Here is a 19,727-nt window from a genome sequence, read left to right as displayed (position 1 = left end):
CGACCCGACTTGGTCGCGCTCGATGGGCTGATCCTAGCGTTTTACGAGCGGAGACGCCTCAGCCGACTCCGGCGCCGACGGCGCAAGCGCTTAGCGGGTGGTGCCGGCGATCTTGGGCAGCGATCCGCCGGCGGCCGCGTTGCGGTCGGGGCGGAAGTTGGAGAAGTCCACGCCGGGAATGTTCTGCACCAGCGACAGCTCGTCCTCGATCTGAGCGGCTTCAGAGTCCTCCGGGCCGACCAGGGGCAGGCGAACGCGTGGGCTGCCGATGCGGCCGAGGCCGTGCAGGATGTACTTCACCGCGACGGTGCCGGGAACGTGGGTCATCACGGCGCGCACGAGCGGTTCTAGCTGCTGGTGGGCTTTGGTTGCGACCTTGAGGTCACCGCGGTTGACGGCGTCGACCATGTGCCGGTACGGGGTCGCCGTGATGTTGCCGGTGACTCCGATCAGGCCGGTCGCACCGATCGAGAGGTGTGCCAGAACGTTGGGGTCGTCGCCGGAGAAGTACAGGAGGTCGGTCTGGTTAAGTACCCGGCTGACCTGCGCGAAGTCGCCCTTGGCGTCTTTGATGGCCAGGATGTTGGGGTGCTTGGCCGCGCGCAGGATGGTCTCGTAAGCGATTGCAACACCGGTACGGCCGGGGATGTCGTAGAGGATGACGGGCAGATCGGTGGCATCCGCGATCATGCGGAAGTGGGTGAGGATTCCGGCCTGGGTCGGCTTGTTGTAGTACGGGGTAACGATCATGTTGCCGTCGGCGCCGGCCTTTTCGCTCTGCCGGGCGAGCTGCATGGCGTGTGCGGTCTCGTTCGAACCACCACCGGTGATGATCTTCGCGCGGCCGTTCGCGACTGACTTGCCCACCTCTACCAGGCGGATCTTCTCCGGGTCGGTCAGGGTGCTCGTCTCACCGGTCGTGCCCGTGACGACGATGCCGTCGGCACCGGCGTTGATGACGTCGTCGATGTGCTTCTCCACCCCGGCCCAGTCCACTTCGCCATCAAAGGTAAACGGGGTGACCAGTGCGACCAGCACCTGGCCAAAGGGATTCGTAGAGGTAGACACGAAGTACAGGCTATCGCTTCGCCGCATCCGCTCTGCTACGGGGAGACTCGGCCGTTCTTATTGAATGCGGAGTAGGTGAGGGGCATCAAGGCCTCGAAGTGGATTTCCATCTGCTCGGCGCACATTTCGATTTCGCGCTGCGGGAACGAGGGGAACGTCGTCCCCTCCCGTTTCGTGCGCAGGCTGAGAAAGTTCATCAGCGAGCGAGCGTTGAGCGTCACGTACATGGAGGAGTAGATGTTCAGCGGCAGCACGATGCGCGCGACTTCGCGTGCAACGCCAGCTTCGAGCATCCGCTGGTAGGCCTCGTAGGCGTGAATCGCGGCGGCGCGGGTCTGCTGCTGCACCAGCGCGGTCTGCTCGGCCGTGCCGGGCAGAAAGTCGTAGGCTCCCGGCTTGCCGACCTGCACGAGGTTGCGCTCTGCGGACGGCACGTAGAAAACGGGGTTCAGCTCCCGGTAGCGGCCCGACTCTTCGTTGTAGGAGGCGATGCGGTGCCGCATGAACTCCCGGAACACGAAAATGGGCGCGCGCACATAGAACGTCATCGAGTTGTGTTCGAATGGCGAACCGTGCCGGTCACGCATGAGGTAGTTGATCAGCCCGCGGTCGCGCTTTTCGTCGGCCTCGCTCGCTGAGCCGTCGAGCTGGCTCTGCTCGAGGGTCTGCTCCCCCAGGGTCGACACCCGGGCGGCAAACAGCACGTCAGAATCGTGGGCGCTCGCGCGCACCAGCTCCACGGTCATTTCAGATCGAAACTCAATTTCAGACACCGCCTCAGGCTAGCCGGTCTGCTCGCCGGCACGCCCGCGCGCAGCCGTAATGTCGCGTCACAGTCCCCCGAATAGGCCCGCGCCCACGTAACGTCAACACCATGAACCCACTCGAAGCGATCGGACTGCTACTGGCCCTGTTAGCGGCCACGACCGTTCTTGGACTCGTCTGGCGAGCCCGCCAGGGACGCGTGGCCCGCGTTGCCGGCGACGTCATCACGCCAGCGGATGTCGCGGCCTCGGCCCCGTTCGGCGCCATCGCTACCCTGCTGCAGTTTTCGACCGAGATGTGCGCCCGTTGCCCCGGAACCCGCCGGCTGCTGGGCGACGTGGCCGCTGAGCGCCCGGGAGTCGTGCACGTCGATGTCGATCTCACCCACCGCGCCGATCTCGCCAACCGCTATTCAATTCTTCAAACCCCGACGACCCTGATTTTGGACGCGACCGGGCGAGTGCGAGCTCGCGTGGGCGGCGCGCCGAACCGGGCCGCGATCAACTCGACCCTCGATGCGATCACGCAGCACTCCCACCCCTTCATTACCAGTCAACGGAGCTGACATGTCGACGTCGTCCCGCCCCCCGCTCGATCCGCGCGGCCCCCGCTTCGGCGCAGCCATCACGGCCCTGCTGCTACTCTCGGTCGTGTTTTTGTCGCTGACCAGGGCATCCGCTGCCGCACTGGCGCTGCTGGCTGTGATTACGGCCCTGTTCGCCTGGGGCGCGTTCGCCGGCGCCGGGCGGCACCCCTACGGCCTCGTGTTCAAGCGGTGGGTTCGACCACACCTGGCGCCACCGACCGAGCTCGAGGACGCCGCGCCGCCCACTTTTGCCCAGGGCGTCGGCCTCGTGGTGACCCTGATTGGGCTGGCACTGGGCCTGGCCGGAGTTCCCGGCGCTATCCCCATCGCCGCGGCCGCAGCATTCGTCGCGGCCTTTCTCAACGCCGCCTTTGATTACTGCCTCGGCTGCCAGATCTACCTGCTGCTCGTGCGATTCGGTGTGCTCAACCGGGCCGGCCGAACCGTCGGGAACGCCTGAGCCACCCAGCCCAATGCTGCCGGGACACGCCCGGCAGGGTACCCCGCCTGCTCCCCGGGCGTGTCGGCTGGCTCTCAGGTAATTCCCAGACGGGACTCGTTCGCGGGGCAGGTGAGACGGTTAGGGTGGAATCAATCACCTGGAGGTAACACCATGCCCACGACGCTCACCAGTGAAGCAACCACCGTCTGGACCGGCGATCTTCCGACCGGCTCCGGCACCGTCACCCTCGATTCCTCGCACGCCGCCGAATTCTCGGTGAACTGGAAAGCCCGCGCCGAGGGAGTGTCGAACACGACCAACCCGGAGGAACTGCTCGGTGCAGCCCACGCGGCCTGCTTCTCCATGGCCCTCGCCAACGCACTCGGTTCGGCCGGCCACACTCCCGAGAGCATCCAGACCACCGCGGCCGTCACCTTTGCGGCCGGCACCGGGGTCATTGGAAGCCACCTTCTGGTCAGCGCCAAGATTCCGGGCCTTACCGAGGCCGAGTTCGAGGTGTTCGCCCAGGATGCCAAGGACAACTGCCCGATCTCGAAGGCACTCGCGGGCATTCCCATCACCATTGAAGCCGAACTGGCCTAGGTCAGGGCGTGCGCGTTCTGATCGCCGGAGCCTCCGGCCTCATCGGTCGGGAGCTTAGTCGCCAGCTGGCCGCCGCCGGGCACACCCCGGTGCGGCTGGTGCGGCGGGAAGCCCTCGGCAAGAACGAGGTTCGGTGGGACCCCGCAGCCCATGCCCTCGACGTGAACGTGCTCGACACCATTGACGCGGTCGTCAACCTCTCGGGTGCATCACTGGCGCGGCTGCCGTGGACGGCGGGGTATCGCACAGAGATCCTGAGCTCACGGCTGTCGGCCACCCGCACGATCACCGATGCCCTCGCCCAGGCCGCCACTCCCCCGACGGTTCTCCTGAACGGTTCTGCCGTTGGGGTCTACGGCGATCGGCCCGGGGAGATCCTGAGCGAAACATCCGCTGTGGGAACCGATTTTCTAGCCGACGTCGTTACTCAGTGGGAGGCTGCGGCCCAGCTGGCGCCGGAGCCGACCCGCGTTGTGACGCTGCGCACCGGCCTCGTTCTGGCCAAGGGCGGCGCGCTGAAACCGGTGCTTCCCCTGGCCAAGCTCGGCCTGGCCGGACCACTCGGTGGCGGACAGCAGCACTGGGCCTGGATCAGCCTGCACGACGAGGCCGCGGCCATCGTGCATCTGCTGACCTCGACGTTGTCCGGCCCGGTAAACCTGGTCGGGCCGACCCCGGCGACCTCGAACGACATCATCAAGGCGCTGGCCACGGCGCTGCATCGACCGTTCGTCGTGCCGGTGCCCAAGCAGATCCTGACGCTGCTGCTGCAGGATGCCGCCCGCCAGCTGCTGCTCGCCGACCAGCAGGTCAGCGCCCAGAAGCTCCTGGACGACGGGTTCGAGTTCTTTCATCGCAATCCGGCGACCGCGATCGCCTGGATGCTGCGCCAGCCGTAGCCTACTCGCTACTTCGGCGTGCGCTCGAGTGAGATCGCGGTGCGGATCGCACCGCGAGCGCGCTTGCGGTCACCGGACGCGTCGTAGGCGAGGCCGAGGCGCAGCCAGGCATGCCAGTTCTCCGGCTCAGCTTCGACCGCAGCCTGTGCCGCCGGAAACTGCTCGTCGGCGGCATCCCGGTAGGGGCGACCACTCGGACGCACCGGCAGATCGGTGCCGGGAAGCTCCCCCAGGTCGTCGAGCTGACGCACCAGGCGTTCAGAGCGGATGCCGAACGCAACTTCACGCGCCAGCGCCCAGAAGCCGATCAGCGGCAAAATGAGCAGTGCGAGCCCGATGGCGATGCCGACCGGCTCGCCACTCTGAATGAACGCGACGGCCCGCACTCCGGCCAGCACAAGGTAGAAAACCAGCAGCACCGCCATGACGACGACGGCGATCTTGCCCTTCACTGGAAAGCCTTTTCGGTGGTGCCGGCAATGCCAAATCCCAGATCGACCACCTGATCGAGGCCGACTGTCACCCCGGTAGCCGTTCGGGTCGCATTGAGGGCCAGCAGAATGCCGCTCTCGTAGGCGTTCGGCGAGAGTGTGTTGTGGCTGATCGTGAGGGTTTCACCGGTACCGCCGAGAAACACGTCCTGACGGGCCAACAGTCCGGACAGGCGCAGGCTGTGTACGGGCACGCTCGACACCTGCTGCCCGCGGGCACGTTGGTCGGTGTGCGGCGCGGAGACCGGACCGAGTTCGGCGCGCGCCCGGCCGATCAGTTCGGCGGTGCGCACCGCGGTCCCAGACGGTGAATCGACCTTGGATGGCTGATGGGCTTCAACGATCTCGATGGAATCGTAAAACCGGGCGGCGAGGGCCGCGAACGCCGTGGCGAGCACCGAGCCGATCGAGAAGTTCGGAATGATGATGACACCGGTATCGTCACGACCGGCGAGGCGGCGGTCGAGCGAATCGATGCCGTCCTGGCTCCAGCCGGAGGTGCCGACGAGTACGCGCAAACCGTGCTCGGTCGCAAAGTCGACGACGCTCCGGCTCACGTCCGGTCGGGTGAGGTCGATGGCAATCTCTGCCCCGAGCATCTCACTGAGCTCGCTCTTCGAGTCCAGGCGGGCGACGACCTCAAAACCCTCGGTTCGGTCGATCAGGTCGGAGACCAGGCGGCCCATCTTGCCCGTTGCGCCAATGATGGCCACCGTCGTTGTCATGAGACCAATCTACCAATTGATCGCGCTTGCACTTGCCCGCGCAATAGCCTTGGCAGATGCCTCAGTTTCACGCCGTGTCCGTCGCGGATGCCGCGGCCCTCGCCCTGCTCACAGAATATTTCAGCAGCCCCGAACTGTCGTTTCGGCAACCCCAGGGCACCTACCACCCGACCTATCCGCTCGCGGAGCAGTTCGTGCCGCCGCAGGGCATCTTTCTCGTGGTGCTCGACGAACCCACGAGCGATGGCCCGGTGGGCAACGACGCGAGCGGCGCGTATGTCGGGTGCGGGGGCATCCGTCGGTTGGGTAGCGCCGAAGGAGAGAACGAACCCGTTCGCTTCGAGGTCAAACATTTGTGGATTCAACCCACAACCCGCGGGCGTGGATGGGGGCGCCTGCTGCTGGCCGAGCTCGAGCGGCGGGCGGCAGAACTCGGAGGCGCTGAAGTGGTGCTCGACACCAACGTGGTTCTCGCCACCGCCGGGGCACTGTATCAGAGCACGGGCTACGAAAGCATTCCGTCGTACAACGACAATCCCAATGCCACGCACTGGTATTGCAAGCGACTTTAGAACATCAGGGGTTCCGGCAGCCCGGTACGCAGCTCGACCGGCAGGTGGCCGAGGTCGTTGTGGGTGATCAGAGTCCAGGGACGGCCCGGCTTTTGCTGCAGCACGGTCAAGCCGCAATTGGCCTGATTGATGCCGACCCAGCGCCAATCGGGAGCGCCGAGAACCTCACGCACAAACCAGGCGATCACGAAATTGTGGGTGATCAGCAGGTCGTGCCGCTGGCTGCGGCGCGGTTGCAGAAATTCGGCGACGGCGTCTTCCATCTGCGCTCGTCCGGCGGCGATCTCATCGTCGGTGACGGAGCCGAAGAACGGGTCGTAGGCCGACGGCGTTTCGGCTGCCCGGCCAGAGGGGATGCAGTCGAACAGCAGCGCCGACGATTCGCTGTGCAGGGCGGGCAGTCGTTCCGCCATGATCTCGGCGGTCTCAGCAGCCCGCTGCAGCGGTGAGTGCCAGGCGCCGGTGAACGGAACCCCGCTCAGGCGGTCGGCGATCAGCAGCGCCTGGCGTTTGCCGCGCGGTGACAGCGGACCGTCGTGCAGGCCGTGTTCGGCATCCTGCTGCTCGCCATGGCGTACCAGGTAGATGTACTGGGGCATCATCGTCCATTTCAAAGTTCAGAAGTCCGCCGGGGCGGATGGAGCACAGGCTGTGGGGTGAAGGTCAGCTTGGAAGGATCGCGGCGAAGGCATCATCCTCGAGGGCCCCGACCGCGGCGATCGAGACCGGACCGCTCGCGAGCTCGGCGGCGAGCTCCTGCACATCGGCCGCTGTGACGAGCGCAAGGCGGCGCAGGGCTTCGTCGAGATCGGCGAACTCGCCGAGGGTGATCTCGGACCGCCCCAGCCGAGACATGCGGGTGTCCGAGTCTTCCAAGGCCAAAGCGGATGCCCCGCTCAGCTGGCCGGACGCACGCTTCATCTCGTCAGCCGTGACACCGTCAGCGGCGAGGTGGTGCAGTTCACTCAGCATGAGCTCAGCGACCTGCCCGGCCTTGGCGGGCGTGCACCCGGCATACATGCCGAACAGGCCGGCGTCGGAGTAGCCGGGCGCGAAGGAATAGACCGAATAGGCCAGGCCGCGCTTCTCACGTACTTCTTGGAACAGTCGGCTCGACATTCCCCCACCGAAGATCGAGGTGAGCACGCTCATCGTGACGCGACGGTCGTCGGTTGCCAGCAGGCCGGGCATGCCGAGCAGCAGGTTGGCCTGCTCGAGCGGACGTTTGACGATCGTCAGGGCCTGTCCTTGGTGGATTTCGGCCGGCGCACCGCCACGGCGGCTCACCGGAGTTTGCGCGATGCTGAGGTCCCAGCCGGCCCGTTCGAGCGCGCGGGTGACGGCGTCGACCAGCTGGTCGTGGTCGACGGCACCGGCCACCGTCACGACGAGGTCCTGCGGGCGATAGTTGGCCTGGTAGTGCTCCCACACGGCCGTGCGGGAGGCCGCGCGAATATCGTCGGCGTTGCCGCCGATGGGGCGGCCCAGCGGATGTTTTCCCAGCACGGCTTCGAAAAATCTCTCGTTGGCGACATCGGCCGGGTCATCGTCGGCCATGGCGAGTTCCTCGAGAATGACGCCGCGCTCGGTTTCGAATTCACCTTCATCCAGTTTGGAGGACGTCAACATGTCGGTGAGTACATCGATGGCCATGCCGAGGTCCCGGTCCTGCACCTTGGCGTAGTAGCAGGTGTATTCCTTGGCGGTCATGGCGTTGTGTTCGCCGCCGACCGCGTCGAACGAGATGGCGATGTCCAGTGCTGACCGCGTCGGCGTGCCCTTGAACAGCAGGTGCTCGAGAAAGTGGGTGGAGCCGAAATGCCCCGGTTGTTCGTCGCGGGAACCGACGGCAACCCAGTAACCGATCGTGAGGCTGCGGGCGCCCGGTACTTGCTCGCTGAGAATGCGAACACCGCTCGGCAAAACGGTGCGCCGCACGAGGGCATCGCCGGCGGCCCGAAACGAGAGTTCGGCCTGGTCTAGGGGAAAGTCGACTGCACCGTTCATATCATCCACCACCTTACAAGACCCGATCGGGGCGGCCGCCTCTCCCGTGGGAACTCGCTGGCCTACCCCCAGTTTGGCCAGAATGCTCCGTGGGGTCGATTGCGACAGACTGGTCTGTCTAGGGTGTGTTACAGTCTGGGAGCCGACCGGAGAAAACTCCCGGATTTGCGCTCATCGGGGCTGTTTTCTGCCCCCTAATAAAGGAGTGCCGCATGACCACGCTGACAGCTGAAGCCGTTCGGCCGGCGACGCACGCCAAGGTGCGCATCCTCGCCACCGCCGACCGACTCTTTTATACCGAGGGTGTTCACACCGTGGGTGTGGACCGCATCATCAGCGAGTCGAAGGTCACCAAAGCAACCTTCTACAAGTACTACCGCTCGAAGGACGCCCTCATTGTCGTGTACCTGCAGGGCCGCGACCGCCTGGCTCGCGATTTTCTCGCCAGCCTTGACACGCGATACGACACCCCGGAGCAGCGATTGCGCGGAGTCGTCAACGAGATCTCGGCGCAGGTCATCCGCGAAGGCTTCCACGGCTGCCCGTTCATCAACGCGGCCGCCCAGTTCACCGACCCGGCCCACCCGGTGCGCCAGGCCGTGTCTGCACACCGGGACTGGTACGGCCGGTCGATCGAGGACATGTTCCGCGGCATGGGCCACGCCCGGCCCGGGGACGCCGCCGACGACTTCTTTCTCGCCCGCGACGGCGCCTTCGCCGGTGCCAACCTCGGCGACCCGATCGGTGCCCATACCGCCCTGCTGCGCGCCATCCAGCGAGTACTCGACGAGTCGGGCGCCTAACGCTGCGAGGTCAGAAGGCCGATACCCGGTCGAGGTCGAGCAGGTCGTTACGGCCGAGACGGATGCCCGCCGCCGCGACCAAAGACTGCACCTGGTCGGCCCGGCCCGCGCCAGCCACCGGCGCCACCACGTCGGGCCGGGCGAGCAGCCAGGCCAGGGCGATCGACGCCGGGGCCGTGCCCTGCGCTGCGGCGATGCGGTCGACCACGGCGAGAACGCGCAGCGATCGACGGTTGAGGTAGACCTTGGCGAGCTGACCGCGGGCGGTGTCGGCGGCATCCGCTTTGTTGCGGTACGCGCCGGCCAGAAAACCGTGGGCGAGGGCGAAGCCGGGCATCAGGGCCAGGTGCTGGGCGCGGGCGACGACCGCGACGTCTTTTTCGAGTTCGGCGCGATGTACGAGGTTGTACGGGGTTTCGGCGGCGACAAACTTGGGCAGGCCGAGGGCTGAGAGCACCCGGGCTTCCATGAGCCGTTCCGCCGAGAAGTTCGAGGCACCCAGGTAGCGCACCTTGCCGGCGCGCATCAGCGCGTCCACGGCAACCAGGCTCTCTTCGAGGGCGACGGTCTTGTCGTCGAAGTGAAAATAAAGCAGGTCGACGTAGTCGGTACCGAGCCGCACCAGGCTCGCCTCGACAGCGGCGACGATGCTGCGCTGGGTCAGTCCGGGGTTGTCGAGATTGCGGCCGATCTTCGTGGCCAGCACGGTTTCGGCCCGCGCGCCCCGAGAACGCAGCCAGGACCCAATGATCACTTCGCTTCGGCCGGCCGCGAAGCTGTCGGCGGTGTCTAGAAAATTGCCGCCGAGATCGCGGTGCGCGTCGAGAATGGCCAGGGAGGCATCATTTGTCGCGGTCCAGCCGAAGGCGTTGCAGCCCAGGGCGAGTGGATGCACGCACAGATCGGTTCCCACAATCTGCCGGCGAACCGGGCGCGAACCGACGGTCGTCTCGGACGGCCCCGTCTCGGCATGTACGCGGTCGACCGACATCGCATCCAGAGATGATGACACCACCTGTCGGGGCATTGCGTTCTCCTCCCGGGGTGTTCGCCCGACCTGTGCGTTCTGCCGGGTTTTCTCGTCGTAAAGTGCTCTTGGGCCGACTTTAGGCGAGGCCACCGAGATTTCCCGGCGGCACGCTAAACCGTTACCAAAATGTACGTCGCGGGCGGCCGAACAGGGGGCGGTGGCTGCCGACCGCCAGTCGGTGCGCCCCCGATTTGTTAGACTGAAGATTGCGCAAAAATTGGGCTGCCTGTGCAGGTGCACATCCGCCCTGGGCCGCCGCCTGTCGAATCACGTGATCGATCGGCTGGCAAGGTATCCTGCCCGAATCAGCCGCAGGAAAGCAGCCATGACCACCGACGCCTCCGTGCCCAACCCCCAGGTTCCCCGCGAGGCCCTCCGTCGCCGCACCTTCGCGGTGATCAGCCACCCCGACGCGGGCAAGTCCACTCTGACCGAGGCCCTTCTGCTGCACGCCCGCGCCATCACCTCCGCCGGTGCCACCCACGGCAAGGCCGGCCGTAGCGGCACCGTCTCGGACTGGATGGAGATGGAAAAGGCCCGCGGTATCTCGGTCACCAGCGCCGCCATTCAGTTCGAATACCACGACGCCGTGATCAACCTCGTCGATACCCCCGGGCACGCCGACTTCTCCGAGGACACCTTTCGGGTGCTCTCCGCAGTGGATGCCGCGGTGATGCTCGTCGACGCGGCCAAGGGTCTCGAGCCGCAGACCATGAAACTGTTCGCCGTCTGCAAGCAACGCGGCCTGCCGGTCATCACCGTCATCAACAAGTGGGACCGCCCCGGCGACACTCCCCTGGCCCTGATGGACGAGATCCAGACCCGCACCGGCCTGCTGCCGACCCCGCTGAACTGGCCGGTCGGCGAAGCCGGCGACCTGCGCGGCGTGCTCGATCGCCGCTCCGGCGACTTTCTGCGCTTCACCCGCACGGCGGGCGGAGCGACAGTGGCCGAATCGGTGCGGCTGGATGCCGCCGACGCGGCGATCGAGGAAGGCCCGGCCTGGGCATCCGCTGTCGAAGAATCCGAGCTGCTCGACGCTGAGTCGCAAAATCACGACTCCGAGCTGTTTCTCGACGGCCAGACCACCCCGGTGCTGTTCTGCGCGGCCGTGGCCAACTTTGGCGTACAGCAGCTGCTCGACACCCTGGTGGAGTTCGCGCCGCCGGCCGAAGCCCGCATCGACATCGACGGCAACCCGCGAAAGGTCACCTCACCGTTCTCCGGTTTCGTGTTCAAGGTGCAGTCCGGCATGAACTCCGCGCACCGCGACCACGTGGCCTTCGTGCGCGTGTGCTCGGGCGAATTTCGCCGCGGCATGATCGTCACGCACGCGGCGACCGGGCGGCCCTTCGCCACCAAGTATGCCCAGCAGCTGTTTGGCAAGGAACGCACCGTCACCGACCAGGCCTGGCCCGGCGACATCGTGGGGCTCGTGAACGCGTCGGCGCTGCGGGTGGGCGATTCGATCTTTGAAGACGAGCGGGTGGAGTTTCCGCCGCTGCCGCTGTTCTCCCCCGAACATTTTCGGGCGATCCGCCCCGTGGACTCGAGCAAGCACAAGCAGTTTCGCCGCGGCATCGACCAGCTCGACCACGAGGGTGTCATCCAGGTGATGCGTTCCGAGGTGCGCGGCGAGCAGGCTCCCGTGCTCGGCGCCGTCGGACCGATGCAGTTCGAGGTGGTCGAAGACCGCATGGTGCACGACTTTCACGCCGACATCCGCATGGAAGCGCTGCCCTACCAGGTGGCCCGCAAGACCGACAAAGAGAGCGCGCTCGTGCTCGCCGGAACCCGCCAGGTGGAGGTATTCACCCGCTCCGACGGCACCCTGCTCGCCCTGTTCAGCACTCCGTGGCGCCTGCAGGCCATTGCCAAGGAGAACCCGAAGCTTGTTTTGATCGACATCGCGAACGCGACCGCCGAAGACTTCATGTAGCTGGTTCGTTCAACCAGAAAGGGCCGCATCCTCGTGGAGGATGCGGCCCTTTCTGTTCGGTGCTGCTTACGCGTCGACCACCACGGAGGTGATGACGGGGCTGCGACGGTACTTGCGGTTCATCCAGCGGCTCACGGACTGCGTGAACAGGTCTTCGAGCTCGGCGCCGTCGACGATCTTGATGCGGTTCGCGGCCTTCATGGCCTCGTCGATGACCTTGGTGGCTCCCTTGACCCACTCGTCGTCGTGCACGAATCCACGGGCCAGGAACTCGACCGGCTCGGAGAGCGTGCCGGTCTTGGCGTTGAGAATTCCGAGGATGGTGATGGTGCCGTCCTCGGCGAGCTTACGGCGATCTTCCATCGCAGCGGATGCTGCCCCGCCCACGGTCATCCCGTCGACGAAGACGTAGTCGGCGACGACACGGCCGGTGACCTTGGCGTGACCGTCGATGAGGTCGACGACAACGCCGTCTTCGACGACGATGACGTTCTCTTCGGCAACACCGGTCGCGATGGCGAGGTCGGCGTTGGCCGTCAAGTGACGCCATTCGCCGTGGATCGGCATGACATTGACCGGCTTGACGATGTTGTAGCAGTAGACAAGCTCGCCGGCACTGGCGTGACCGGAGACGTGCACCTTGGCGTTGCCCTTGTGCACGACGTTCGCGCCCCAACGGATCAGGCCGTTGATGACGCGGTAGATGGAGTTTTCGTTTCCGGGGATCAGCGAGCTCGCGAGCAGCACGGTGTCGCCCTCGCCGATCTTGATGACGTGCTCGCGGTTGGCCATACGCGACAGCGCAGCCATCGGCTCACCCTGCGAACCGGTGCAGATGAGAACGACCTTGTCGTCCTTCATGCGCTCGAGCGCCTTCATGTCAACGAGCAGGCCCTTGGGAATGTTGAGGTAGCCGAGCTCGCTCGCGATGCCCATGTTGCGCACCATGGAGCGTCCGACGAAGGCCACCTTGCGGTTGTGCTTGACAGCGGCGTCAATGACCTGCTGGATGCGGTGCACGTGGCTGGCGAAGCTCGACACGATGATGCGGCGCGGGGAGGTGCGGAACACGGTGTCGATCGCCGGTCCGATGTCCTTCTCGGCGGTGGTGAAGCCGGGAACCTCGGCGTTGGTCGAGTCCGTCATGAACAGGTCGACGCCCTCTTCGGCCAGGCGTGCGAAGGCACCGAGGTCGGTGAGGCGCTTGTCGAGCGGGAACTGGTCCATCTTGAAGTCACCGGTCGCGAGCACAAGGCCGGCTTCGGTACGAATGGCGATGGCCAGGCCGTCGGGGATGGAGTGGTTGACGGCGATGAACTCGAGGTCGAACTGGCCGATCGTGCGGCGCTCGCCCTCTTTCACCTCGATGAAGTTCTGGCTGAGGCGGTGCTCCTGCAGCTTTGCAGCGAGGAAGGCCAGGGTGAGCTTGGAACCGACGACGGGAATGTCGCCGCGTTCCTTGAGCAGGTACGGCACTGCGCCGATGTGGTCTTCGTGGCCGTGGGTGAGCACGATGGCCTCGATGTCGTGCAGGCGGTCACGGATGGCGGTGAAGTCGGGCAGGATCACGTTGATGCCGGGCTGGTTGTCTTCGGGGAAGAGGACGCCGCAGTCGATGATGAGCAGCTTTCCCTTGTGCTCGAAGACGGTCATGTTGCGGCCGATCTCGCCGAGGCCTCCGAGCGGGATGATGCGCATGCCGCGAGCCGGCAGTGCCGGCGGAGTGCTCAGGTCGAGGTAGTGGTTATTCATGAATCTCATTTCGTTGTCTGCGGTACTGCATGTCCAGGTGTGTGGGGACCGAGATCGGGCATACCGAAAGCCAGCGAGCAATACTCAGGGGGCTTCAGCGCGCATACGCGTACCTCGTGTCGTGCCTGGCGGGCAAGTAAAATACCGGCCAGGTACCTCACTAGTCTACCGATGCATCAACACGCAGCGTTTTCGGTCACAAAAAAGGGACCCCGCACGTGGCGGAATCCCTCTTTTGGTGTTGCTCACCGCTCAAGCGGCCTGGCCGGTGGCTACGCGGCGCGGCGCCCGGCAGCGCTCGGCTGCGGCGAAACGTAGTCGCCGGCTTCGAGGTGCTGCGCGGTGCCGCTGACGTAACCGGTGGCAGTGATCGCGCGACGAACGTCGTGCGTGACGTACTCGTTGGCGGTGGTGGCGCGCTTGGTGGACTTCGATACGTAGGAATTCATGGTGCTCCTGGTGCGATTAGTACTAGCGGATGCCGACGGCTAGTCAGAGCACACAGTCTCGTACGAGAGTGACAGCGGCACACATTGGCGGAGCTGATTCGAGTGAAACTGGGGTGTTGGCCCGGTCGGCGGAAGAATGCGCTGCGCCGCGCGGGCTGCAGAAACCCGGATCCTCTAGTGGATCGCCATGATTTCTGAGCTGATACCAGAATACCTGAGCCTGCCACCCATTTGGGGCAAATACATGATCTACACAGGCGCCGTGCAGGTACAGGATGGCCTGCAGCTACACAGGTGCCGTGCAGCCAGCATGGAGGCTTTCGTCGATAACATCTTTCAATGACTTCTTCTGCGCTGTACGACCTCCCCCTCACCCTCATCGACGGAACAGAAACAACCTTCGGCGCCTACCAGGGCAAGACCGTTCTCGTGGTCAATGTGGCCTCGAAGTGTGGCTTCACGCCGCAGTACGCCGGGCTGGAGGCGCTGTACCAGCGCTTCGCCGACGCGGGACTCGTCGTGCTCGGGCTGCCGAGCAACCAGTTCATGGGCCAGGAACCGGGCACCGAAGCGGACATCGTGGAATTCTGCGGCATGACCTACGGGGTGACCTTTCCCATGACGGCCAAGGTTGATGTGCGGGGCAAGCACCAGCATCCGCTCTATGCGGAGCTCACCAAGTTCAAGCGGGGACTGCTGCCCGGCCTGATCAAGTGGAACTTCGAGAAGTTCCTAGTGACCCCGACCGGTGAGATCGTCGACCGTTTCGCCTCCTCGGTCGAGCCGGAGTCGACCGAGATCGTCGAAGCTATCGAGACGGTTCTGGCCGCCAAGGCCGCCTGACCCGCCCTTCTGTTGCGGACGGGGCCCAGGCCCCGTCCACGGGCCCAGTTTATAAACTGGGCCCCGGGCTACAAGGCGGGCCCGGTGAATTTAGCGCGCGGCCGTCAGCGGGCGGCGCGGCGCAACACGGCCTCGGCGTGACGCAAGACCGGGCCGTCGATCATGCGGCCCTCGTGCTGGAAGACGCCGCGCGCGCTTGCGGCGGCCTCGAGCAGCCCGAGGGCATAGTCAACCTCGGCTGCCGTCGGCTGGTAGGCGGCGCGAATGACGGCGACCTGGCTCGGGTGGATGCACGCGGTGGCGGTGAAACCGCTGGCGACGGCATCCGCTGCCTCAAGCTCGAGCCCTGCCGTGTCGGTGATGTCAAGGTGCACCGTGTCGATCGCCGCCTTGTCGTGCGCACGGGCGGCCAGCAACACCTGGGAGCGGGCCTGGCGAGCGACGTCGCGGTAGCGACCGTCCTCGAAACGGCTCGACGTGCCTCCAAGCGAGGCGACGAGGTCTTCGGCGCCCCACATGAGCCCGACAACGTTGCGCTCGGCGGCGATCTCGGTCGCCGAGATCACACCGGCGGCGGTTTCACACAGGGCGATCACCCGAAATGCTTCGAGCCGCTCGACCTGGCCGGCGCTGACCGTCTTGGCGAGCATCACGTCGCGATACTCCGTGCGGGCCAGCGCGGCCAGATCGAGTGCGAAATCGTCGGTGTCGGCCGGATTGATGCGCACGATTGTCGTGGCCGGGTCAAGCGGATGCTCGATCAGCGCGCGCCGCGCCGCCGCCCGGTCAGCGGGCGTGACGGCGTCTTCCAGGTCGAGGATGACGGCGTCGGCGCGCTCAGCGGCCTTCTCGTAACGCTCCGGCCGGTCGGCGGGGCAGAACAGCAGGGCTGGACCGAGGGTGAACGGGGCCGGCGTGAACGGGCTGAGACCGGCGGGGCTGTCGTCGAAGGGGTCGAGGCCGGCCGGGTCGCTGTAGTCATCGAAGGAGCCCGCATCGAACGGGCCGCCATCGAACGGGCCGCTCATGCTGCTCCCTCGCGGCACCAGACCAGCACGGTGCGCACGGCCGAGCCGACGACCACTCCGTGCTGGTTGCGTCCGGTGTGTTCGAGCGTAATGATTCCCTGACCGGGGCGACTCTTCGACAACCGTTTGTCGGTGACGATCGTCTCCGAATAGAGGGTGTCGCCGTGGTGCAGCGGATGCGGAAACGTCACGGCCGAAAATCCCAGGTTCGCCACGATCGTGCCCTGGGTCAGCTGGGCGACCGAACTGCCGACCATGGTCGACAGAGTGAACATGGAATTCACCAAGCGTTCGCCGAACGGCTGGGTGGCCGACCACGCCGCATCGAGGTGCAGCGCCTGCGTGTTCATGGTCATCGTCGTGAACAGCACATTGTCGGCCTCGGTCACGGTGCGACCCGGACGGTGCTGGTACCGAGCATCGAGGTCAAACTCCTCGAAGTAGAGGCCGCGCTGCTGAACCAGGTGGCGTTCTGGGGTACCGGGGTCGGTCATCCGCTTCTCCAATTCAGTCAGGTCAGGCCGCGAAGCCCAGCGCCCGCGAGATGACCATGAGCTGCACCTCGGTGGTACCCTCGCCGAGTTCGAGCACCTTCGAATCACGATAGTGCCGCGCGACCGGATTCTCATTCATGAAGCCGTATCCGCCGAAGATCTGCGTGGCGTCGCGGGCATTGTCCATGGCCGCTTCGCTGCCTACCATCTTGGCGATCGACGCCTCCATCTTGAACGGCTTGCCGTTGATCAGCTTCAGCGCTGCGTCGTAGTAGGCGAGGCGTGCGGTGTGCACGCGCGCCTGCATCCGGGCGATTTTGAAGGCAATGTGCTGGTTGGAACCGATTGAACGGCCGAAGACGTTGCGGCTGTTCGCGTAGCGAATCGATTCCTCCAGGCAACCCTGCGCTGCGCCCGTGCAGAGCGCGGCGAAGGCGACGCGGCCCTCGTCGAGGGTCTGCACGAAGTTGGCGAACCCGCGGCCGCGTTCGCCGAGCAGGTTGGCCTCCGGTACGCGCACGTTGTCGAACACGAGCGGATGCGTGTCGGAGGTGTGCCAGCCGACCTTGTCATAGGGTGGCAGCGCCGTGAAACCGGGGGTCGGGGTCGGCACCAGAATCGCGGTGAGTTCCTTCTTGATCGAACCGTCGGCTCGAGTGGACTCCCCCGTGACGGCGGTCACCGTGACGAGGCGGGTGATCTCCGACCCGGAGTTGGTGATGAACTGCTTGGTGCCGTTGATCACCCATTCGCCGGCCTCCAATAAAGCAGTGGTCTTGGTGCCTGCGGCGTCTGAGCCGGCATCCGCTTCGGTGAGGCCAAACGCGGCGAGCGCCGAGCCACTCGCGAGGCGGGGAACCCATTCCTGCTTCTGCGCTTCGGTGCCGCTGCGGTAGACCGGCATGATGCCGAGGCCCACCCCGGCCTCGAGGGTGACGGCGATGCTCTGGTCGGCACGGGCTAATTGTTCAACCGCGAGGCAGAGCGAGAAATAGTCGCTGCCCTGACCGCCATATTCCTTTGGGAACGGCAAGCCGAACAATCCCATCTCCCCCATCTGGGCGATGATGCCGTAGGGCAGGCGGCGCTTGGTGTCGTACTCGTAGGCGGCCGGGGCGACGACGGTGTCGGCGAAGTCGCGCACCATGTCGCTGAGGGCCTGCTGGGTAGGGGTGAGTTCGTAGCTCATTCTGTGTCTTCCTTGTCTGAAGAGGTTTCGGGGGTCGTGATCGTTTCTGGAATAACGGTGGCGACGATCTGGTCGAGTGCCACGAGATCACCGGTCTTGAGGTTCACGGTGACGCGGCCGGCCGTGGCGGCCACGAGTTTGTGTTCCATCTTCATGGCCTCGACCACAAGGAGGGTTTGGCCCGCGCTGACCACGTCGCCGGTGGCGGCGTGCACCGCGATGACGGTGCCGGGCATCGGCGAGCGTACGTCGGGGCTGAGCGCCCCTGGTACCCGGCCGCGGCTGGCGAGGTGTTCCGCGAGCTGCTCGGCCCGGGATCGGTGCCGCAGTTCGAGCGAGAAGCCGTCAGCGCCGATATACACGCGCGTTCCGAACTTCTCGATCGCGAACACCCGGGTCTGGCCGTCGTAGTCGACGCTGAACGTGCCGTCTCCGACGCGAACGAGTCCGGCCGGCACGGCCGTGCCATCACCGACCGAAACGGATGCCGCCCCCGGCTCCCCCACAACCCGCACCTCCACGACGTCGGTCGCGCCCACCCCCAGCGCGTACTTCACGGGACGCGGCGAGCCGGCCCGCCATCCGCTCGGCCGCGTCCAGACCCCGTTCGTGCCGGCAGCGGACGCCGCGAGCCCGTGCAAAAACAGCGCCCCGGCGGCAAGCAGGTGCTCCTCGGCACCGCGAAACTGGAGGTCGGGAAGCTTGCGTTCGATCAAGCCGGTGTCGAGGCGGCCGGCGCGCACGTCGGCGTCCGCTAACAGCAGCCGCAGGTATTCGGTGTTGGTCTGCACGCCGAGCACGACGGTGTCGGCGAGCGCCCGGTCGAGCCGGTTCAGCGCTTCCAGCCGGGTGGGAGCCCAGGCGATCACCTTGGCGAGCATCGGGTCGTAGTGCGAGGCGATCGTCAGACCCAGACTCAACGAGCTGTCCACCCGCACGCCCTCACCAATGGCCTCGTTCAGCTGCAACACCCTGCCCGTGGTCGGCAGAAAACCGCGCTCGGGATTCTCAGAGTAAACCCGCGCCTCGATCGCATGCCCCCTGAGGCATATATCGGACTGCGTGACCGTGAGCGGCTCCCCCGCTGCGATGCGCAGCTGCCAATCCACGAGGTCGAGGCCGGTGACCAGCTCGGTGACCGGGTGCTCTACCTGCAGTCGGGTGTTCATCTCCATGAAGAAGAACTCGTCGGGCGCGGCAGCGGAGACCAGGAATTCTACGGTGCCGGCGCCGCTGTAGCCCACGCTGCGGGCGGCAGCGCAGGCCGCCTCCCCGATGCGCGCCCGGGTCGCCTCGTCGAGCAGCGGCGAGGGCGCCTCCTCGATGACCTTCTGGTGCCGGCGTTGCAGCGAGCACTCGCGCTCACCGAGGTGAATCACGGCGCCGTGGTTGTCGGCGAGCACCTGCACCTCGATGTGCCGCGGGGTCGCCACGAGGCGTTCGAGCAGCAGGGTATCGTCGCCGAAGGCACTCAGCGCCACCCGCCGGGCGGTTTCGAGGGTGGCGGGCAGGTCTTCAGCGCGTTCCACCACGTGCATGCCCTTGCCGCCACCGCCGGCGGACGGCTTGATCAGCATCGGGTAGCCAACGTCGACGGCGGCCGCGATGAGCTGCTCATTGCTGAGGCCCGGCTCTGCCACCCCGGAAATGACCGGCACCCCGTAACCGGCCACATGGTTCTTCGAGCGGATCTTGTCGCCCATCACGTTCAGCGCGTGCACGCTCGGCCCGATGAAGACGATCCCGGCGTCGGCACAGGCCTGCGCGAAAGCCTGGTTCTCGCTCAGAAATCCGTAGCCGGGGTGAATCGCCTGGGCTCCGGTTCGCGCCGCAGCGGCCAGCACGGCCTCGACATTGAGATAGCTGTCGGCCGGGGCGGCGGCGCCGAGGCGCACCGCGGCATCCGCTAGCGACACATGTAGGGCGTCACGGTCGGCGTCACTGTAGACGGCGATAGAGCGGATGCCGCGTTCCCGCAGGGTGCGGATGATGCGGCAGGCGATTTCGCCGCGGTTGGCGACCAGAACGATGTCAAATGTCAT

At 65.9% G+C, this 19,727-nt stretch carries 21 protein-coding genes; 8 read left to right on the top strand and 13 right to left on the bottom strand.

Going from position 1 to position 19,727, the window contains the following annotated elements:
* Positions 1–90: 90 nt before the first annotated feature.
* The gene (gene dapA, locus E3T29_RS00575) at positions 91–1,068 is read right to left on the bottom strand and encodes a 4-hydroxy-tetrahydrodipicolinate synthase (RefSeq protein ID WP_134343647.1); all 978 of its coding nucleotides are present in this window, start codon (positions 1,066–1,068) and stop codon (positions 91–93) included.
* A gap of 35 nt (positions 1,069–1,103) precedes the next feature.
* The gene (gene thyX, locus E3T29_RS00570) at positions 1,104–1,814 is read right to left on the bottom strand and encodes an FAD-dependent thymidylate synthase (protein ID WP_134343691.1); all 711 of its coding nucleotides are present in this window, start codon (positions 1,812–1,814) and stop codon (positions 1,104–1,106) included.
* A 128-nt stretch (positions 1,815–1,942) separates the two neighbouring features.
* Here thyX and E3T29_RS00565 point away from each other — a divergent pair, with 128 nt between their 5' ends.
* From E3T29_RS00565 to E3T29_RS00550, 4 genes are all read left to right on the top strand, one after another.
* Entirely contained in the window at positions 1,943–2,398 is a 456-nt protein-coding gene (locus tag E3T29_RS00565) for a thioredoxin family protein (RefSeq protein ID WP_134343646.1), read from the top strand.
* A gap of 1 nt (position 2,399) precedes the next feature.
* The gene (locus tag E3T29_RS00560) at positions 2,400–2,879 is read left to right on the top strand and encodes a DUF4395 domain-containing protein (protein WP_134343645.1); all 480 of its coding nucleotides are present in this window, start codon (positions 2,400–2,402) and stop codon (positions 2,877–2,879) included.
* 153 nt (positions 2,880–3,032) lie between these two features.
* Entirely contained in the window at positions 3,033–3,464 is a 432-nt protein-coding gene (locus E3T29_RS00555; RefSeq protein WP_092341026.1) for an OsmC family peroxiredoxin, read from the top strand.
* Between the two features lie 8 nt (positions 3,465–3,472).
* Complete coding sequence (locus tag E3T29_RS00550; protein ID WP_134343644.1) at positions 3,473–4,363, top strand: TIGR01777 family oxidoreductase; 891 nt, start codon at positions 3,473–3,475, stop codon at positions 4,361–4,363.
* A gap of 8 nt (positions 4,364–4,371) precedes the next feature.
* Here E3T29_RS00550 and E3T29_RS00545 read toward each other — a convergent pair whose 3' ends face one another.
* Positions 4,372–4,788, bottom strand: a complete 417-nt coding sequence (locus tag E3T29_RS00545) for a hypothetical protein (RefSeq protein WP_370449084.1) — start codon at positions 4,786–4,788, stop codon at positions 4,372–4,374.
* Positions 4,789–4,811: 23 nt separating this feature from the next.
* Entirely contained in the window at positions 4,812–5,579 is a 768-nt protein-coding gene (gene dapB, locus E3T29_RS00540) for a 4-hydroxy-tetrahydrodipicolinate reductase (protein WP_134343642.1), read from the bottom strand.
* Between the two features lie 56 nt (positions 5,580–5,635).
* Here dapB and E3T29_RS00535 point away from each other — a divergent pair, with 56 nt between their 5' ends.
* On the top strand, positions 5,636–6,151 hold the full coding sequence (locus E3T29_RS00535) for a GNAT family N-acetyltransferase (RefSeq protein WP_134343641.1): 516 nt from the start codon (positions 5,636–5,638) through the stop codon (positions 6,149–6,151).
* Here the strand turns inward: E3T29_RS00535 and E3T29_RS00530 are convergent.
* Entirely contained in the window at positions 6,148–6,750 is a 603-nt protein-coding gene (locus E3T29_RS00530; protein ID WP_134343690.1) for a histidine phosphatase family protein, read from the bottom strand. The two genes, E3T29_RS00535 and E3T29_RS00530, sit on opposite strands and share 4 nt — an antisense overlap.
* A gap of 64 nt (positions 6,751–6,814) precedes the next feature.
* Complete coding sequence (locus E3T29_RS00525) at positions 6,815–8,158, bottom strand: pitrilysin family protein (protein ID WP_134343640.1); 1,344 nt, start codon at positions 8,156–8,158, stop codon at positions 6,815–6,817.
* 212 nt (positions 8,159–8,370) lie between these two features.
* Between E3T29_RS00525 and E3T29_RS00520 the strand changes: the two genes are divergently transcribed.
* Positions 8,371–8,961, top strand: coding sequence for a TetR/AcrR family transcriptional regulator (locus tag E3T29_RS00520; RefSeq protein WP_092341016.1), 591 nt, complete (start codon positions 8,371–8,373; stop codon positions 8,959–8,961).
* 10 nt (positions 8,962–8,971) lie between these two features.
* Here E3T29_RS00520 and E3T29_RS00515 read toward each other — a convergent pair whose 3' ends face one another.
* The gene (locus E3T29_RS00515; RefSeq protein WP_134343639.1) at positions 8,972–9,988 is read right to left on the bottom strand and encodes an aldo/keto reductase; all 1,017 of its coding nucleotides are present in this window, start codon (positions 9,986–9,988) and stop codon (positions 8,972–8,974) included.
* A 328-nt stretch (positions 9,989–10,316) separates the two neighbouring features.
* On the opposite strand from E3T29_RS00515, the gene E3T29_RS00510 reads away from it, so the two are divergent.
* A complete protein-coding gene (locus E3T29_RS00510; protein WP_092341013.1) occupies positions 10,317–11,930 on the top strand; it encodes a peptide chain release factor 3 in 1,614 nt (537 codons plus the stop codon).
* 66 nt (positions 11,931–11,996) lie between these two features.
* Here E3T29_RS00510 and E3T29_RS00505 read toward each other — a convergent pair whose 3' ends face one another.
* Together E3T29_RS00505 and E3T29_RS19495 are read right to left on the bottom strand one after the other, a co-directional pair.
* Positions 11,997–13,682 (bottom strand): ribonuclease J, encoded by a 1,686-nt coding sequence (locus tag E3T29_RS00505; RefSeq protein ID WP_134343638.1) that lies wholly within the window; start codon positions 13,680–13,682, stop codon positions 11,997–11,999.
* Between the two features lie 272 nt (positions 13,683–13,954).
* Positions 13,955–14,131 (bottom strand): hypothetical protein, encoded by a 177-nt coding sequence (locus E3T29_RS19495; protein ID WP_158253290.1) that lies wholly within the window; start codon positions 14,129–14,131, stop codon positions 13,955–13,957.
* Positions 14,132–14,470: 339 nt separating this feature from the next.
* Here E3T29_RS19495 and E3T29_RS00500 point away from each other — a divergent pair, with 339 nt between their 5' ends.
* Positions 14,471–14,974: a glutathione peroxidase gene (locus E3T29_RS00500; RefSeq protein ID WP_134343637.1), complete on the top strand. Its 504-nt coding sequence runs from the start codon at positions 14,471–14,473 to the stop codon at positions 14,972–14,974.
* Between the two features lie 104 nt (positions 14,975–15,078).
* Here the strand turns inward: E3T29_RS00500 and E3T29_RS00495 are convergent, their stop codons facing one another.
* Genes E3T29_RS00495 through E3T29_RS00480 form a run of 4 tightly spaced genes read right to left on the bottom strand, consistent with a single transcriptional unit; the run spans position 15,079 to position 19,727 of the window.
* Positions 15,079–16,002, bottom strand: a complete 924-nt coding sequence (locus tag E3T29_RS00495; RefSeq protein ID WP_134343636.1) for a CoA ester lyase — start codon at positions 16,000–16,002, stop codon at positions 15,079–15,081.
* On the bottom strand, positions 15,999–16,496 hold the full coding sequence (locus tag E3T29_RS00490) for a MaoC family dehydratase (protein ID WP_134343635.1): 498 nt from the start codon (positions 16,494–16,496) through the stop codon (positions 15,999–16,001). The genes E3T29_RS00495 and E3T29_RS00490 overlap by 4 nt, the downstream gene beginning before the upstream one ends.
* Before the next feature lie 22 nt (positions 16,497–16,518).
* Positions 16,519–17,685: an acyl-CoA dehydrogenase family protein gene (locus tag E3T29_RS00485; RefSeq protein WP_134343634.1), complete on the bottom strand. Its 1,167-nt coding sequence runs from the start codon at positions 17,683–17,685 to the stop codon at positions 16,519–16,521.
* The gene (locus E3T29_RS00480; RefSeq protein WP_134343633.1) at positions 17,682–19,727 is read right to left on the bottom strand and encodes a biotin carboxylase N-terminal domain-containing protein; all 2,046 of its coding nucleotides are present in this window, start codon (positions 19,725–19,727) and stop codon (positions 17,682–17,684) included. Before E3T29_RS00480 ends, E3T29_RS00485 begins: the two co-directional genes overlap by 4 nt.

The organism is Cryobacterium sp. TMT1-66-1, from assembly GCF_004403435.1.
GTDB lineage: Bacteria > Actinomycetota > Actinomycetes > Actinomycetales > Microbacteriaceae > Cryobacterium > Cryobacterium flavum.
This window is presented reverse-complemented; position numbering and strand designations above follow the sequence as displayed.